Origin of the sequence: Pseudomonas sp. WS 5146 (genome assembly GCF_012985495.1) — a bacterium.
Classification (GTDB): domain Bacteria; phylum Pseudomonadota; class Gammaproteobacteria; order Pseudomonadales; family Pseudomonadaceae; genus Aquipseudomonas; species Aquipseudomonas edaphica.
The window spans coordinates 148,199-163,953 of the sequence record NZ_JAAQWL010000001.1; the positions used below are offsets into that span (position 1 = coordinate 148,199).

The 15,755-nt window shown below is 59.9% G+C and carries 13 protein-coding genes; 7 read left to right on the plus strand and 6 right to left on the minus strand.

All coding sequences use genetic code 11. The features are described 5' to 3' along the window. Positions 1-60 precede the first annotated feature (60 nt). From HBO41_RS00620 to HBO41_RS00630, 3 genes are all read left to right on the plus strand, one after another. Positions 61-618, plus strand: a complete 558-nt coding sequence (locus tag HBO41_RS00620; RefSeq protein WP_017137833.1) for a Smr/MutS family protein — start codon at positions 61-63, stop codon at positions 616-618. Positions 619-696: 78 nt separating this feature from the next. Beyond that, positions 697-1,242 (plus strand): GTP cyclohydrolase I FolE, encoded by a 546-nt coding sequence (gene folE, locus HBO41_RS00625; RefSeq protein WP_003442011.1) that lies wholly within the window; start codon positions 697-699, stop codon positions 1,240-1,242. A gap of 102 nt (positions 1,243-1,344) precedes the next feature. Next, positions 1,345-1,716, plus strand: a complete 372-nt coding sequence (locus HBO41_RS00630; protein WP_017137834.1) for a glutathione S-transferase N-terminal domain-containing protein — start codon at positions 1,345-1,347, stop codon at positions 1,714-1,716. Positions 1,717-1,854: 138 nt separating this feature from the next. Here the strand turns inward: HBO41_RS00630 and HBO41_RS00635 are convergent, their stop codons facing one another. From HBO41_RS00635 to HBO41_RS00645, 3 genes are read right to left on the minus strand one after another with little or no spacing between them, the layout of a single operon-like run. Further along, positions 1,855-2,169 (minus strand): hypothetical protein, encoded by a 315-nt coding sequence (locus HBO41_RS00635; protein ID WP_017137835.1) that lies wholly within the window; start codon positions 2,167-2,169, stop codon positions 1,855-1,857. Further along, a complete protein-coding gene (locus HBO41_RS00640) occupies positions 2,166-3,488 on the minus strand; it encodes an acyclic terpene utilization AtuA family protein (RefSeq protein ID WP_169984790.1) in 1,323 nt (440 codons plus the stop codon). Before HBO41_RS00640 ends, HBO41_RS00635 begins: the two co-directional genes overlap by 4 nt. A 1-nt stretch (position 3,489) precedes the next feature. Beyond that, a complete protein-coding gene (locus HBO41_RS00645; protein ID WP_099548917.1) occupies positions 3,490-4,782 on the minus strand; it encodes a CitMHS family transporter in 1,293 nt (430 codons plus the stop codon). A gap of 111 nt (positions 4,783-4,893) precedes the next feature. Here HBO41_RS00645 and HBO41_RS00650 point away from each other — a divergent pair, with 111 nt between their 5' ends. Next, positions 4,894-5,790, plus strand: a complete 897-nt coding sequence (locus HBO41_RS00650; RefSeq protein WP_099548916.1) for a LysR family transcriptional regulator — start codon at positions 4,894-4,896, stop codon at positions 5,788-5,790. Between the two features lie 65 nt (positions 5,791-5,855). On the opposite strand, the gene HBO41_RS00655 is transcribed toward HBO41_RS00650, so the two are convergent. Continuing rightward, positions 5,856-6,458: a glutathione S-transferase family protein gene (locus HBO41_RS00655; protein ID WP_017137839.1), complete on the minus strand. Its 603-nt coding sequence runs from the start codon at positions 6,456-6,458 to the stop codon at positions 5,856-5,858. A 10-nt stretch (positions 6,459-6,468) separates the two neighbouring features. Continuing rightward, positions 6,469-7,635: a PLP-dependent aminotransferase family protein gene (locus tag HBO41_RS00660; RefSeq protein WP_026013765.1), complete on the minus strand. Its 1,167-nt coding sequence runs from the start codon at positions 7,633-7,635 to the stop codon at positions 6,469-6,471. 81 nt (positions 7,636-7,716) lie between these two features. On the opposite strand from HBO41_RS00660, the gene HBO41_RS00665 reads away from it, so the two are divergent. The 3 genes from HBO41_RS00665 (at position 7,717) to HBO41_RS00675 (ending at position 10,417) form a co-directional block, all read left to right on the plus strand. Continuing rightward, positions 7,717-8,151, plus strand: a complete 435-nt coding sequence (locus HBO41_RS00665) for a MarR family winged helix-turn-helix transcriptional regulator (RefSeq protein WP_017137841.1) — start codon at positions 7,717-7,719, stop codon at positions 8,149-8,151. 227 nt (positions 8,152-8,378) lie between these two features. Beyond that, a complete protein-coding gene (locus HBO41_RS00670) occupies positions 8,379-9,725 on the plus strand; it encodes an NCS2 family permease (RefSeq protein ID WP_017137842.1) in 1,347 nt (448 codons plus the stop codon). 65 nt (positions 9,726-9,790) lie between these two features. Then, positions 9,791-10,417, plus strand: a complete 627-nt coding sequence (locus HBO41_RS00675; protein ID WP_017137843.1) for a LysE family translocator — start codon at positions 9,791-9,793, stop codon at positions 10,415-10,417. Here HBO41_RS00675 and HBO41_RS00680 read toward each other — a convergent pair. After that, a complete protein-coding gene (locus tag HBO41_RS00680; RefSeq protein WP_169984792.1) occupies positions 10,407-15,641 on the minus strand; it encodes a dermonecrotic toxin domain-containing protein in 5,235 nt (1,744 codons plus the stop codon). The genes HBO41_RS00675 and HBO41_RS00680 overlap by 11 nt on opposite strands. Positions 15,642-15,755 lie beyond the last annotated feature (114 nt).

Below are 15,755 nucleotides of genomic sequence, written 5' to 3' on the forward strand. Positions count from 1 at the left end.
GTTTCCTGCGCCCTGGCCGCCGCGATTTAGGTAAACTGCCCGCCCTTCGCGGAGGCTGACATGCAAGACGACGATTTTTCCCTGTTCAAAAACGAGCTGCGCGGCGTCAAGCCGATCAAGCATGATCGTGCCGACACCGGTAAACCCAAGGCCGACCGGGCGCAGATCGCCAAGTTGCGCCAGGCCGCGACCGTGCGCACCGACGCCACCACGGTGGATGGCCTGTCGGACCAGTTCGTGATCGACGTAGGCCCCGAAGACGAGCTGATGTGGGCTCGCGACGGCGTGCAGGAAAGCCAGATGCGCAAGCTCAAGATCGGCCAGATCCCGTTCGAAGGCAGCCTCGACCTGCACGGCATGAACGTGGAAAAAGCCCGCGAAACCCTTTGGGCCTTCCTGGCCGAAGCGACCAAATTCGAAATCCGCTGCGTGCGCGTCACCCACGGCAAGGCCGTGCGCCTGGACGGCAAGCGTCCCATGATCAAGAGCCACGTCAATACCTGGCTGCGCCAGCATGCCCAGGTACTCGGTTTTACCTCCTGCCAGGCCCGCCACGGCGGCGCCGGTGCGGTGTATGTGATGCTCAAGCGCACCATGATGGAAGGGCGCGACGAGTAACAAGTGCCATCGTCAGGCTTGCAGCGATGTGCCCGCCACCGTAACCTTGCGCTTTGCGAAAATCCCACAGGTAGTTTCATGTCCCTGGAACAGAATTACACCGCGATCCTCGGCCAGCTCGGCGAGGACGTTTCCCGCGAGGGCCTGCTCGACACGCCAAAGCGTGCCGCCAAGGCGATGCAGTACCTTTGCCGCGGCTATGAACAGACGCTGGAAGAAGTCACCAACGGTGCCTTGTTCAGCTCCGACAACAGCGAAATGGTGCTGGTCAAGGACATCGAGTTGTACTCGCTGTGCGAACACCACCTGCTGCCGTTTATCGGCAAGGCGCATGTGGCGTATATCCCGAGCGGCAAAGTGCTGGGCCTGTCGAAGGTTGCGCGGATTGTCGACATGTATGCGCGCCGCCTGCAGATCCAGGAAAACCTCAGCCGCCAGATCGCCGATGCAGTGATGCAAGTGACTGGCGCCCTGGGCGTGGCGGTGGTGATCGAAGCCAAGCACATGTGCATGATGATGCGCGGTGTGGAGAAACAGAATTCGTCGATGATCACTTCGGTGATGCTGGGTGAGTTCCGCGAAAACGCGGCCACCCGCAGCGAATTCCTCAGCCTGATCAAGTAACAGGCTGCGTAAGGAAAAGCCGGCGTTCATCGCCGGTTTTTTTTCGCCCGCGAAATTCAGGTAAGCTGCGGCCCCTTCTTCATGGGCAAGAGGTTTTCAGCCATGTTCGTCAAAGCACTTCGAGTGGGTCTCGGCCAAATCATCATCGCGGGCGACTTCCTGACCCGCCCGCGCAAAAAGCAGCGTTCTGCCGAGCAACAGGCACAGGTCAACGCGGCGGCCAAGGAACTGACGCTGTATCAGTTTCACGCCTGCCCGTTTTGCGTGAAGACTCGCCGCACCCTGCACCGCCTGAATGTGCCGGTGGCGCTCAAGGACGCGAAAAACAACGAACAGGATCGCCAGACCCTGCTGGAGCAAGGCGGCAAGATCAAAGTGCCGTGCCTGCGTATCGAAGAGAATGGCCAGACCACCTGGATGTATGATTCCAAGGTAATCATTGATTACCTCGACAAGCGGTTTGCCGCGGTCTGACAGCCGCTGAAGAACCCAAGTGGGAGCTGGCTTGTGTGGGAGCTGGCTTGCCTGCGATGCAGGCACCTCGGTGATTCAGGTAGACTGAGTTGATGCTATCGCAGGCAAGCCAGCTCCCACATTTGTTTGGCTGTGTAATTAAGTCAGTATTACCAGATCCAATAAGGCCGACCCCAGGCACTTGCCATGGGCGTCCAGCGCCAGCGAGCGGGTCACGCCGCCGCGCAGGATCCCCGGCAGCACGAAGTTCAGCGCCTGCACGTTGGGCAATTCATAACGCCGCACCGGCGCTGCGCCCGGCTCACGCAAGCCGGCAAAAAACGTGGCGACGCGCTCGGGCGTGAGCTGTTCGCACAGCAACGGATAATCCTCGGCGCGGTAGGCGATGATCGAGATGTTCGAAGTGTCGCCCTTATCGCCGGTACGGGAATGGGCCAGTGTGTGCAGTTTCATGCTTCGATCCTCGGGTTGACCACGCTGCGGGGCAGCAATAACGACGCTACTGCCACCACCTGGCGCACACTTTTACTCGCGCCGCCGCCGCCCGACGGACCATTGGTGTAGAGGGTCTCCACTTCATTGCCAACCCGCACCGCTTCGCTGCGATTTTCACAACGGGCGGCCACGCGCAGACGCACTTCCCAGGGCTCGACGCTGCTGCGTGGGCCGTGCAATGAATCCATGCCAATCAGCTCGGCGCGTAGCTCTTGCATCTTTACGCCCATCAGTTCCAGGCGCTTGAGTACGATATCCCGCGCCAACTCAGCCCGTGCGACCGCGCCTGGGCCGCCGTAGGACATCTGCCCTTCACCGATCCATCCGTCCAGGTAACCCACGCTGACCTTTAACTGTTCAGGCCGAGCGCGACCACTGGCGTTTTGGACACGGACGCGATCCACGCCCTCCTCCACAAAGCTCACTTGAGAAAAGTCTGCCGTCACGTCCGGCGTGAGATAAGCCGCCGGGTCGTGTACTTCGTAGATCATCTGCTCGGTGCACGTCGCACGGCTGACCTGCCCGCCTGAGCCCGCCACCTTGGTGATCACAGCCTCGCCATCGGCATCGATTTCAGCCAACGGGAAACCCAGGCGTGCCAGCTCATCCACATCCTTGAAACCGGGATCGGCAAAATAACCGCCGCTGACCTGGCCCGCGCATTCCAGCAAATGCCCGACCAACGTGCCGCGCCCCAGCCGCTGCCAGTCGTCCGCAGCCCAGCCGAACTCAAACATCTGCGGTGCCAAAAACAGCGACGGGTCGGCCACGCGCCCGGTGATCACCACATCGGCATCGGCGCGCAAGGCTTCAAGGATGCCGTCGACGCCCAGGTAGGCGTTAGCGGATATCAGCCGCTCGCCCAAAGAGCCAACGGTCTGGCCGTTATCCAGGCGTTGCTCGGGCTGTAAAACATCCAGCACGTCATCGCCTACCACCGCCACGACCTTGAGGTCCTGGCCCAACTCGTTGGCAATGCGCCGCACTTCAACGGCCGCCGCCACGGGGTTGGCCGCGCCCATATTGGTAATTACCCGCAGGCGACGGTGGCCCTTCAAGCCAACAAATGGCAACACCCGGCGCATACGCTCGCTCAGCAGTGGGTCGTAACCGCCCTGCGGGTCGCTGATACGCGCCTGTTGCGCCAGGGCAATGGTGCGTTCGGCCAGGCATTCGAACACCAGGTAATCCAGGTCGCCCTGTTCGGCCAGTTCCACGGCAGGCTCGATACGGTCGCCGGAGTAGCCGGCGCCGGAACCGATGCGCAAGGTTTTCATCTCAAATCACTCCCAGGAGCAATGCGGTCAGGGTCATCAACACCGACGCAGCAAACAGAAACGGAATAGTGAAGCGCTGGTGATCGGCCAGTTCGATCTTGCACAGGCCCACCAGCAGGAAGGTCGCAGGCGTCAGCGGGCTGACCGGGAAACCGGTGGTGTGTACGCCCAGCAACGAGGCCTGGGCCACTTGCAGCGGGTCGACGCCCAGGGCTTTGCCGACCTCGGCGATCACCGGCATCACGCCGAAATAGTAGGAATCGGGGTCAAACAACATGCTCAACGGCATGGAAATAAAGCCCACCACCGCCGGGATCAACTTGCCGTGGCCGGCGGGAATCTGTGCGACCGCCACCTCGGCAATCGCCTTGAGCATGCCAGTGCCTTGCATGATGCCGGTGAACACGCCAGCGGCGAGCAGGATACTGGCCATGGTCAGGGCGGTTTTCGCATGGGCATCGATGCGCGCCCGTTGGGCATCCACATTCGGGTAGTTGATGCACAGCGCCACCACGGTGCCGAGCATAAACATCACCACCGGGTCGACCCAGCCGGCAATCATCACCACCATTACCAGCACGGTCAGCAACAGGTTGACCCAGAACAGCCGTGGGCGCCGCAGCTTGATGTCCTCGTCGCTGAGCACCCGTTGCGGTACCGCCTCCACCGAGGAACCGGCGCCCAGGCCCAGGCGTTTTTCTTCACGACGGCCCAGCCACCAGGCGCAGGCAAACACGAAGACCAGGCCGACAATCTGCACCGGGATCAGCGGCTGGAACAGGTCGGCCACCGGCACATGCAAGGCCGCCGACGAGCGCAGCACCGGGCCGGTCCACGGCAGGAAATTGACCCCGGCGGCCATGGCGCAGACACACGCGAGGATACGTTTGTCGATGCCCAACCGCGTATACAGCGGCAGCATCGCCGGCACCGTCACCAGAAACGTCACCGCCCCGGAGCCGTCCAGGTGCACCAGCAGCGCGAGGGTCGCGGTGCCGACCACAATCCGTGTAGGACGCGTGCCGACCGTGCGCAGGATGCGATCAATGATCGGGTCGAGCATACCGGCGTCGGTCATGATCCCGAAAAACAGAATCGCGAACACAAACATGCCCACCACTGGGGCGACGTTCTTGATTCCGGTAATGATAAAGGCGCTGGTTTGCAGGCCGAAACCGCCGAGCAGTGCGGCGATGATCGGCAAGGCGATCAGCGCCACCAGTGGCGACAGGCGTTTGCTCATGACGGCAGCGAGCAGGCACAGGATGGTGATGACACCCAGGGTTGCGAGCATGGGTTACTCCAGAGCGGCCTTGGTGGCCGGTTATTGTTTTCCCTGGAGTATTGGAAGCAGGTTAGTCTTTGTAAATTGGAATATTCGGCCTGGCACGTTCGGAAAAACAAAATGAAGAACAGCATCCAACATATACAAGCCTTTCTCGCCGTAGCCCGCACCGGCAGTTTCACCAAGGCCGCCAATGAGTTGCACTTGTCGCCCTCAGCCCTGACGGTACAGGTGCAACAACTCGAAGACTGGCTCGGCGTCGCGCTGCTCGATCGCAGCCCGCGCCACGTAAGCATCACCGCCGCAGGCGAAGACGCGCGCGGCCCCATGGAAAAACTGTTGCTGGACCTGGACAACATCGTCACTGGCTCGCGCGACCTCGCCGCCCTGCGCCGCGGCGTGGTCACCATCGCCGCACTGCCCTCGGTATGCGCCGGCGCCCTGCCGCCGGCCTTGCGCCTGTTTCGCGAACGCTTTGCCGGCATCGAAGTACGTTTGCATGACCTGGTCGCCCATCGCATTCATGCACAGGTGCGCGAAGGCGTGGTGGACTTTGGCATCGGCGTGCGTGCCCGGCTGAGCCACGGCCTGGAATTTTTGCCGGTGCTCAATGATCGGTTGTGTGCGTTTGTGCCACTGGGCCATCCCCTCGCCCACCATCGCCAACTGACCTTGGAGCAATTGGCGGACCAGCCGATCATCCTCACCGGGCGCGACAGCAGTGTGCGTGAGCAGGTGGACGCGTTGTTTGATCAGACACGGCTGACAATGAATGCCGGCATGGAAGCCAACTACATGTCGACGGTACTGGCGTTGGTGCGCCAGGGGCTGGGCATCAGCGTGTTGCCGGAGTCGGCGGCGGACAGCCTGGAGGGGTTGAAGCGCATCAATATTGACCATCCCGGCGTGAACCGCGAGATCGGGTTGATCAGTCGCAGCGGGATGGGCCTCAGCCCGGCGGCGCAGCGTTGCTTTGAGCTGCTGAGTGATGAGCTGTCTGGCACAACATCGAACTGAAACTGGACACTATCAATGTGGGAGCTCCCACACAAGCCAGCTCCCACATTTTTGACCGCGTGAACTCAATCAAGCATCGCTACATGTTTTGGATGGCTCGCCACCCGCGCCAGCCACGCCTGCACACCCGGATAAGCGTCCAGCTCAAACCCACCCTCCTCGGCCACATGGGTATAGGCATACAACGCCACATCGGCGATGGAGAATTGATCGCCCACCAGATACGGGGTCAGTTGCAGTTGGCGCTCCATGACCTTGAGGGCCTTGTAGCCACCTTTGTGCAGCTTCTTGTATTCCTCAAGACGGTCTGCGGGCAAGCCCAGGTAAAACTGGATAAACCGCGCCACCGCAATATACGGTTCATGGCTGTACTGCTCGAAAAACTGCCACTGCAACACTTGCGTGCGCAGGCGTGGCTCGGACGGCAAAAATTCGCTGCCATCGGCCAGGAAGTTGAGAATCGCGTTGGACTCCCACAGGCAAGTGCCGTCTTCAAGTTCCAGCACCGGGATCTTGCCATTGGGGTTCTTGGCCAGGAACTCGGCAGTCTGGGTGTCGCCCTTGAGGATGTCGACATCGATCCATTGGTACGGGATGCCCAGCAGGTTGAGCATCAATTTGACCTTGTAGCAGTTGCCCGACTTGTAATCGCCATAAACCTTGTACATGGGGCTCCCCTTATGCCGCTTGCGCGTGCTGTGCTTGACGGACCACCGCGGCCAGGCGTTTGAGACCTTCGTCCAGACGGGCCGGGTCGATATGGCTGAAATTGAGGCGCAACGAACCCAAGTGTTGATCGGGCTCGGAAAAGAACGGTTCACCGGGCATGAACGCCACGTCCTGATCCAATGCTTGCGCCAACAAGGTGCGGGTGTCGAGGGGTTGTTTCAAGGTCAGCCAGAAGAATAATCCACCTTGAGGCACTTGCCAGTCGGCCAGGTCGCCAAAGTGGCGCTCCAGAGCCGACTGAAAGGCATCGCGACGCTCGCGGTAAAAGTCGCGTAACTGCGCCAGGTGTTGCTGGTATTTTTGCGTGCCGATCCACTGCATCGCTTGCCACTGGCCGATGCGGTTGGTGTGCAGGTCGGCCGATTGCTTGAGCTTGAGCAGGTGCGGGAACAAATCCTCGCTGGCGATCAGGTAACCGACGCGCAACCCCGGCAACAGGGTCTTGGAGACAGTGCCGGTGTAGATCCAGCTGGCTTTTTTCAACCGCCCGGCGATGGGCTGCGCACTGGCGCCGTCGAATGTCAGCTCGCGGTAGGGCTCGTCTTCGATCAGGGTTACGCCGAATTCATCGAGCAAGGCGGCCACGGCTGCGCGCTTGGTCTCGCTGTAGCGCACGGCCGAGGGGTTCTGGAAGGTCGGGATGAGGTAGATGAACGCCGGGCGATGGCGTTCGAGGCTGGCGCGCAGCGCGGCCAGGTTCGGGCCGTCGGCCTCCAGTTGCACGGTGAGGCAATCGGCGCCGAACAATTGGAAAATTTGCAGTGCAGCCAGGTAGGTCGGGCCTTCCAGCAAGACTTCAGTGCCCTTGTCGATGTACAGCTTGGCCGCCAGGTCGAGGGTTTGCTGGGAACCGCTGACCACCAGCACCTGACTGGCCTGGCACGGTAAGCCCAAGGCGCGGGCCTCGGCGGCGAGCAGTTCACGCAATTGCGGCTCGCCTTCGCTCATACCGTATTGGCCGATGTTCAGTGGCAGTTCATCCCAATTCAGTACCGGCAACATGGCTTCGGCGGGCAGGCCACCGGCGAACGACATCACTTGCGGGCGCTGGGCCGCCGCAAGAATTTCACGGATCAAGGAGCTTTTGAGGCGCGTAACACGTTCAGAGAAGGCCATAGGGTCACCGGTAGCGAAGTCGGGGGCAAATACGTCAAACTGGTTGACCGAAATTACGACGACTCGCGTGGATACGTCAATATGCTTGACCTTAAAAACCAGGGCAGCCAACAACAAGCCATGGAAGCCTTTTTCTTCGGCTACCAGGCTTTTACCGCCAAGGCCGACGAAATGCTCGAGCGCCGCGGCCTGAGCCGCGTGCATCAGCGCATCGTATTTTTTATCGCGCGTTACCCCGCCTTGAGCGTGAAGCAGCTGCTGGAGTTGCTTGGGGTGAGCAAGCAGGCGCTGAACATTCCATTGCGCCAATTGCAGGAAATGCACCTGGTCGACAGCGTTGCCTCCGAGGCCGACAAGCGCAAACGCCTGCTGGAACTGACGGAAGAAGGCCAGCGTTTTGAGCAGTCGTTGCGCCGCGAACAGGTGAAGCTGTTGCAGCGTGCTTTCAGTGAAGCCGGTGAAGACGCCGTGGCAGGCTGGCTAGCCGTGAACCAGGCCCTCGCCGGCCAACCTTAACCCTATGCCACAACAAGCCGAAGAAACGCCCGCGCATCAGCCTTTCATCCCCTTTCGCAAACAAAATAGAAAACATTATTTGCTTTATTTGTATACAAAAGCATAATTCGCTTCGTGCGAGTTCCTGACCTATTGGTCAACAAAACCCGCCAGTACCTCAAAGCGCTGCTGCCCACCTCTGTGACCGGCGCTGGAAATAACAATAAAACTCTTGAGGAGTACTTGCTGTGGATAGCCAAAAAACCGAAGCCCCTACGCTGGACCTCGCCCCACCGCAAGGCGGCTGGCTGGAACGCCTGTTCAAACTGCGCTTGCATGGCACCACAGTGAGAACCGAACTGATTGCCGGCCTCACCACCTTTATCACCATGGCCTATATCATCTTCGTCAACCCCAACATCATGGCCGACGCCGGTATCGATCACGGTGCGGCGTTCGTCGCCACCTGCATCGCCGCCGCGCTGGGCTGCCTGCTGATGGGGCTGTACGCCAACTGGCCGGTAGGTTTGGCACCGGGTATGGGCCTGAATGCGTTTTTCACCTACACCGTGGTCGGCACCATGGGCTACCACTGGGAAACCGCGCTGGGCGCAGTGTTTATTTCCGGCGTGCTGTTCATGGGCCTGACACTGTCGCGCGTGCGTGAATGGCTGCTCAACAGCATCCCTGTGAGCTTGCGTCATGCCATGGGCGCAGGCGTCGGTTTGTTCCTTGGGGTGATCGGCCTGAAGACCGCCGGCATTATCGTCGACAGCCCGGCCACCTTGATCAAGCTCGGTTCGCTGCACGAGCCTGCGCCATTGCTGGCGGCCGTGTGCTTCCTGTTGATTGCGATCCTCAGCTATCACCGGGTATTCGGCGCGATCCTGATCAGCATCATCGCCGTGACCCTCGCCGGTTGGGGCCTGGGCCTGGTGCACTACAACGGCATTCTCTCAACCCCACCGAGCCTGGCGCCGACATGGATGGCCATGGACATAAAAGGTGTATTCAATGTAAGTATGATAAGCGTGGTATTTGCTTTTCTCTTTGTACACATGTTCGACACCGCGGGTACACTGATGGGCGTCGCGCAACGGGCCGGACTGGTCAACGCCGATGGCAAGATCGATAACCTGTCCCGTGCGCTGAAGGCCGACAGTGCCTCCAGCGTATTTGGCGCCATGGTCGGTGTGCCGCCGGTGACCAGCTATGTGGAAAGCGCGGCGGGTGTGGCCGCAGGTGGTCGCACCGGGCTGACCGCCGTAACCGTGGGCATCCTGTTCGTGGCCGCGATGTTTTTTGCGCCACTGGCGGGAATGATTCCGGCGTATGCCACCGCCGGTGCGCTGATTTACGTGGCGATGCTGATGATGGCGAGCATGGCCCATATCAACTGGGATGAGGCCACCGACAGCATTCCGGCGATTGTCACCGCGATCATGATGCCGTTGACCTTCTCGGTCGCCGACGGGATTGCCTTGGGCTTTATCACTTACGTGGCGCTCAAGGCAGGCACCGGCAAGTACCGTGAGATTTCTGTCAGCCTGTGGGTGCTGTGCGCGATCTTTATCGCCAAGTTCATCTTCCTGTAGTTCGGGAACGGCTGAAAAACCGCCTCACCTTCGGGTGGGGCTTTTGCATAGAGGGAGAAATGTAGATGAACCTGGATACCTGGCTGTTGTTCAGTGGTGCGGCACTGGTGGTGATCCTGATCCCCGGGCCGTTGTCGCTGTTGATGATCAGCAATAGCCTCAACTACGGCCTGCGCCGTTCGTACCCGGCGTTCCTGGGCGGAGTGTTTGCCTCGATCTGCCTGTTGAGCGCCTCGGCTCTGGGCCTGGGCGCATTGTTGCTGGCCTCCGAGCAGTTGTTCAGCGCCTTGAAAATCATCGGCGCGCTGTACCTGTTCTATCTGGCCTGGCAGAGCTGGCAGCAATCGCGGCTGCCGACCCATGGCGCGCAAGTGCCACAGACACCGGCGGTGCCGCGTTTTCGCGCGCTGTTTGGCCGGGCCTTTGTGCTGGGTGCCAGTAACCCCAAGGACATCCTGTTCTTCGCCGCCTTCCTGCCGCAGTTTCTCAGCAGCCAACAGCCGTTTCTGCCGCAACTGCTGATCATGATCGCGACCTGGACCGTACTCGACTTGCTCTGCAAGCTGGCTTACGGCCTCGGCGCCCACGGTGCCGCGCGTTACCTGCGCAGCGGCGCGGGCCAGAGCTGGTTCAATCGCGTCAGTGCCACGCTATTTGGCGGGGCGGCAACCGCAGCGCTGCTCAAGGGTTAAACGGCGCGACTTTGGCAAAATACACACTGGCGGGCTCTCCATAACGAACTTGCCACTGAATGCCTGCAACGATCCGAACCAGACGGTTTTGTGTCATGGCTTGATCAATGGCGGCAAACTCCGCCGAGAATGGCGACTGCGAACCGATACGCTCGCGAAACCAAGCCTCGGAGAGCTGCGGGGCCACCCTGGAACGCAGGCTGACGTTGCGATTATCGACCCAATTATTCAGCACAAAGTAAACCGAACTCGAATGCGGATGGGTGCAGTAAAAGTCCCTCGTACTGGCCCCGCCATGCCGCCTTGGAATGCTCCTGACGGTGAATCCATATCTTTCGAGTATCTGCCTGACAGCTGTGTGAACAGCTCGCGAACGAAGTACGCCGTTGCCGCGGCTGCGCCTGAGCAACGAGGGATCAAGGTGTAAGGGCGGCGTGAAATCCAGCCGCGTGCCTCCCGGCGCTACCCCATCGATCCCTATGTTAATGGTGAGGGCACCCGGCTCGCCCGCAGGCCGTAGCATTCTCAGCAGATCGGGCAGGCGGTCCGGGTTTCCCGGGGCCGTCCAACGGTCGAGTGTCGCCCTGATATTGAGTAAGTGCGTGGCCGTCACCCTGGGGCCGGTGTCCGCCAACTCAGTGAGCCGGTCGGCGACAAACCGCCTGCTGCCCGGGGTCATAGCAGGAAACGCCCGCCCCACCGTGACGTCCAGGCGTTCATTAAACAGCACTTGATGGGGCGTCCACAGCCCATTGGCACCCAGGGTCGCCGGTATCGGCTGCTCAGCAGCAGCCACGCCCAGCCAGCGCTCTATATCCACGGATGCCCTGAACGAAACATCCTGGTTTCTCATTATAAAGACGATGCTCGAAGACGACGCGTTTGTACCCTGGGGCAACAACCGATAGTAATCAGGCCCTAGTCGCAAGAGATCAAAAGCCGCCGCACCCGGCGTTGCAGCCACCCGGTATATATTGCGGCCCAGGGGCGGTACTTCGATCAGTGCGTCACTGCGCCGAAAACCCCACGCCTGCCAGGCACTGGTGGGCACAGGCAACGCGCGCAAGTTCGCTTCCAGGCCCGTACGCGAAGGCGGTGACCAATCCGCTGCGCTCCTGGTGGGCGCCCAAGGTTGCCATACGCCTGAACTCGGCCCGGGCACCGGTGCATCGGCCCCTAACTGCCACTCGTGGGGCTGCTCGATGTTTAAAATCAGTTCATCTTGCCCTTCTCCCTGGCTCTTTTTCAGTCGCAGTCCCCATTCGTTCTCACGCTGATATACCGGGTAAATATCTTTACCCTCACGAATAAACTGCCGGCCATCTTTCGCGTACCGCCCTTTAGCGCCCGGCCCCGCCAATTCAATGGCCCCATCCAGTCCATCAGGGGACTGGAAGTGCTCCAGCAGGTGACGTGGCTTGATCGGTGACGGTTTCAGGCCTGCGCGGGTACCGAGCGTGCCCCCTTGATGGCGATGCAAGCGGCCTAAAGCGACACGCGACACGCGCGCGCCTTTCGCGGAAGGGCCAAAGGATGTCAGCACGTCGAAGAACGCAAGCATCGTCAAGAACGCCACATCCACAGCATCATGGGCAGACCCGCTGTGATGATAGCGCCGCGCTGCAAGCAGCATTTCATACAGGCTGATGCCAACACCCAGTACCGGGACAAAGCCCAGCAGCCCGCGAATCGTCGCGTCGTGCTGCTCGCCCAAACGCTGCTCGCGGTATTGCTCCAGCGCCTGGGAAGACTGGGATTGGGCTTGGGTACGCCGTTGCAGATCGAACACCTTGGCGTGGGCCAACAACGCCATGGCATTGCCACAGGTGGTGGGCGCAGCCGCTAACCAATGTTCAGGCTGCGACTCGATTTGCTCCTTGATCAATGCCTCGATGCTTTCATTGTCCACCGCCGGTTTTTTGTGCGGGGCCAAAAAAAACTCCACAAGCATGGCAACAAAACGATATAGACCGGGTTGACCCGGCTCAAGCGAATGAGGCCTGCGGGGTTGCACCCCTGGGTCTTTATCGGGGTAGCCGGCCAGCGCCTGCGCCTCCCAGCCTGGCGCCACCTGGCGCGCCAACGCCTTCTGGTTTTCGGGGAGTGCGCCGATAAGATTCAACGCCTTTTCTGCTTCGTCCAGGCTGGCATACGCAACAATCACCCGGCTTGCCGCAGCCATGGGCCAATACACCACACAGAGCTTTGATAACCTGTCATGAATGAACAATAAGCCAGCAATGTGCCGATCATGTTCTGGGGTGGCGTCCATCAGGCGCAGAACCGCCAACTCTACGTCGAACCCATCTTTTTTCAGGTCACTTGCCGACCCAGCGGCCATCGCCAGGGTAAACAGACGCTGCGCTTTATCACTCAAACCTTGCTGGACCGCAGAGTACAGCTGCATCTGAGCGCGTTGTCGCAAAGCCCTATAGACCAAAGCCTGTGAGAGCCCAGGAGACGTGGCCGGAGTAGACGTCGGCGGATAAAATGCCTTGAGGATCCGCTTGTCGTACTCGCCCCCAAGATCGAGCGATGACAGGGTGTTGATCAGGTAACGCACGCTCAAGCGCTCTTTCCAGGCGGGGTCCAGCCAGCGTGCGCGATTCAATCGCCAGCGGGTCCAGGGTGCCTTGGGGTCGAGGTTATGCAACGCCAATTGCAGCAGGCTGAAAGTGGTGCGCTGCGAGCTGACGACCTTTTTTGTATCGCGATCGCCTATCGCGCACTGACTCGACCAGCCACACAATTGGGAGCTGACATCATCGGGCAAATCTATCAGGGGTTTGTCGATATCCAGTTGCGGGTAAAACCCGTCCCGAGTCAATCGCGCAATCAAGCCATTGCGGGCGAATGACTCCAAGTCCGGTAAGTCCCGCCACAGTTTGTTCTCCACCGCAAAGGCATTCATCAGGTAACGGCGTGACAATCGTTTGTAGTGTCTTCGACTACCGGTTGAGGCAATGCCCAACCACGAGGGGAGTTTTTTCGCCTGAGTGGCTGCCATCTGCAACAGGTTGATATTGGCCAAGGCCAGTGTGCGAGCATCATTGGCGGGTACTTGCAGGCACTCGAACAACTCCTGGGCCAGTAACATTCGGCTCAACTGCGGATCGCTCACCTCACTGAACAACCGAACACCCCTGCCCACACGTTTGTTCAACGCCGCGTAACGTTGCATTAGCTTAATGAACAAGTCTTTGAGCATCGTGCGCTTGATGGCCTCGTAACTCACTACCAATGGCGCATCCTTGGGCAACGCCTGGACCCAGCCCCGCGCAGCCACACGGTGATCACGCTCGATGCAGCGCCACAACACGGAGCCATCGCGGCTTTTCAGGCTGGCTTGAAGCCCCTTGGCGAACGCGTTCACGTTGTCAAAGGGCACAAGCCCGCCATACAGACCCGTCACGTATAACAATACTGAGTGTGGGCCACTCGGGTGAGCCAGGGCCTGGTGGGTGGTCACGAGCAGAGCCCCCAGCAGCGGGTACAACTGGCCGGACTCACTGCCGACCGTTACTTGCAATACACAGGTATCAGCAGCACTGTCGCCAGGCACCCAAGACTCACTCAATACCGTATTCAATCGCTCCAGATGCACGGAAGGCATCAGGTTCAACTGTTGCTGCATCTGGGCTTCCAGAAGCAAAGCCCGGCGCAGGGCAGTCCCCACCAATGAGCCGCGATTAGACGTGCCCAAAGGCTGTTCAAGCCAGAACGCCTTTTCAAACATGCGCTCGTGCGGGGCACGGGCCAATTGACTCACGGTGCTCACTTGTTCCTGCCATCGCTGATCGAGGTTCAAAAAGTCTTGATAGGGTGCAGTGCTTTTGCCCACATCCGTCGGATCCAGCAGGGCCATCAAGCCTTTTTCGTAACGTTTGAGTTGCGCTTCACGGGTCTTGAGGGCGAGGTCCGGCGTCAAACTTGCACACACAATCTCACCGCTGCGGCGCTGATGATCCCACTCCGGCAAGGCGTCCAGGCTGTTTCCCAGCAGGAGGCTGCATGCCAGCCGGCGACGGCCTTTTTCGATGAATTTGAGGAAGCGTTTCACCTCAGGAGCGTTGAATTGCCCCACACCTTGAACGCCCACAGCCGCAGGGTTGATTGACAATGCACAGGCCACCTCGTTATCCCACTGCGCCTCCAGCAGCTCGGTCGCACTGGCAAGCAACACGTCTTCCTGGTGTACACCCATAAGCTGAAGGGTAAACGCCTGAGGCGTAACACTGGGTGTGTTACACAGCTCATGCCAACGGCGCAGTGGCAAACACTGCCATAGCACCTGGCTCAAAGGGCCGTTGACCAGCGCAGGCAGATCACATTGCATTCGATACCAGGAACTGAACTCGTAAAACTCACGAATCAGACCCGGCAGATAAATCACATGGGGCGTGTCCCCCGCGATGTCATCACGATAAATATGCAAAGCGCCCGGAACAGGAACCAGTGCCCGATTTGTGCCAGGCCACGCCACCCTGCTCACTTGAATATTCGCCCACTCACCTGCGGCGCGACGGCGCGCATCGGCACCCGGGATCTCCATGACTTTACGGACCATGGCATAGCCGCGGTCCGAGAGCTGGTAAACGCGATGGGCCAGCAGTGCATGCTCGGCGAACAAGGATTTTCGTAACTGGACCCAACGCTGCTTGCGCGTCAGCCAGGAGCCATAGGCCAGTTGCTGCCAATAGTCTCGTTCAGCCTTCTCAACCTGACCGAGCAGCGCCAACCCCTTCACACGTACCAACGCATCCCAAGCGGTAAACGGCAACGTCCGTGCCGGTTCGTCCTTGATACGCAATGTAGTGAACTGGTTAATGTCCAGCGGCACATCCGGATCAATGAGAAGTGCCAAGCCTTTTTCGGTCAGGCTGTAGACCTTCTGGGGCAAAGGCGGCGGCCGGAACTCGGTAAACAACAGCGTATCGGGGTCCAGCGCAAAGGCCTTGCGTAATGCGCCCCGGATAATGCCCAAGACTCTCGGCGCACGCCCAATCAAGTCTTTTAGGAGTTTTACCGCCTCTCTGGCCCTGGCTTGGGCTTCGTACAGGCGATTGATTTCAAGACTGGGCTGCGTGACCGCGTTAAGCCGTCGGGTCAGGAGTGTGCGAATCGCCGCATCACGCTGCGCGTCCGAGGTTTGCGGGTCATCAAAATTAAGCGTTTGCGCCGCAGCAGCCTCAGCGGCCAACCAGGCGGTGGTGTCGGTACTCATGGCGGACTGTTCCATACAGAAAAGCCGAGCCTAGGTACCTCGACCGCCCCAGGTGCGTTACATACTTGGGCGGCCCGTGAGCCATTCAGAATAAAAAAAGCCCGCAGTGTGGGC

Coding starts and splice junctions, on each gene's coding strand:
- HBO41_RS00620 (WP_017137833.1), top strand. CDS start 61: ATGCAAGACGACGATTTTTCCCTGTTCAAAAACGAGCTGCGCGGCGTC.
- folE (WP_003442011.1), top strand. CDS start 697: ATGTCCCTGGAACAGAATTACACCGCGATCCTCGGCCAGCTCGGCGAG.
- HBO41_RS00630 (WP_017137834.1), top strand. CDS start 1,345: ATGTTCGTCAAAGCACTTCGAGTGGGTCTCGGCCAAATCATCATCGCG.
- HBO41_RS00635 (WP_017137835.1), bottom strand. CDS start 2,169: ATGAAACTGCACACACTGGCCCATTCCCGTACCGGCGATAAGGGCGAC.
- HBO41_RS00640 (WP_169984790.1), bottom strand. CDS start 3,488: ATGAAAACCTTGCGCATCGGTTCCGGCGCCGGCTACTCCGGCGACCGT.
- HBO41_RS00645 (WP_099548917.1), bottom strand. CDS start 4,782: ATGCTCGCAACCCTGGGTGTCATCACCATCCTGTGCCTGCTCGCTGCC.
- HBO41_RS00650 (WP_099548916.1), top strand. CDS start 4,894: ATGAAGAACAGCATCCAACATATACAAGCCTTTCTCGCCGTAGCCCGC.
- HBO41_RS00655 (WP_017137839.1), bottom strand. CDS start 6,458: ATGTACAAGGTTTATGGCGATTACAAGTCGGGCAACTGCTACAAGGTC.
- HBO41_RS00660 (WP_026013765.1), bottom strand. CDS start 7,635: ATGGCCTTCTCTGAACGTGTTACGCGCCTCAAAAGCTCCTTGATCCGT.
- HBO41_RS00665 (WP_017137841.1), top strand. CDS start 7,717: ATGCTTGACCTTAAAAACCAGGGCAGCCAACAACAAGCCATGGAAGCC.
- HBO41_RS00675 (WP_017137843.1), top strand. CDS start 9,791: ATGAACCTGGATACCTGGCTGTTGTTCAGTGGTGCGGCACTGGTGGTG.
- HBO41_RS00680 (WP_169984792.1), bottom strand. CDS start 15,641: ATGAGTACCGACACCACCGCCTGGTTGGCCGCTGAGGCTGCTGCGGCG.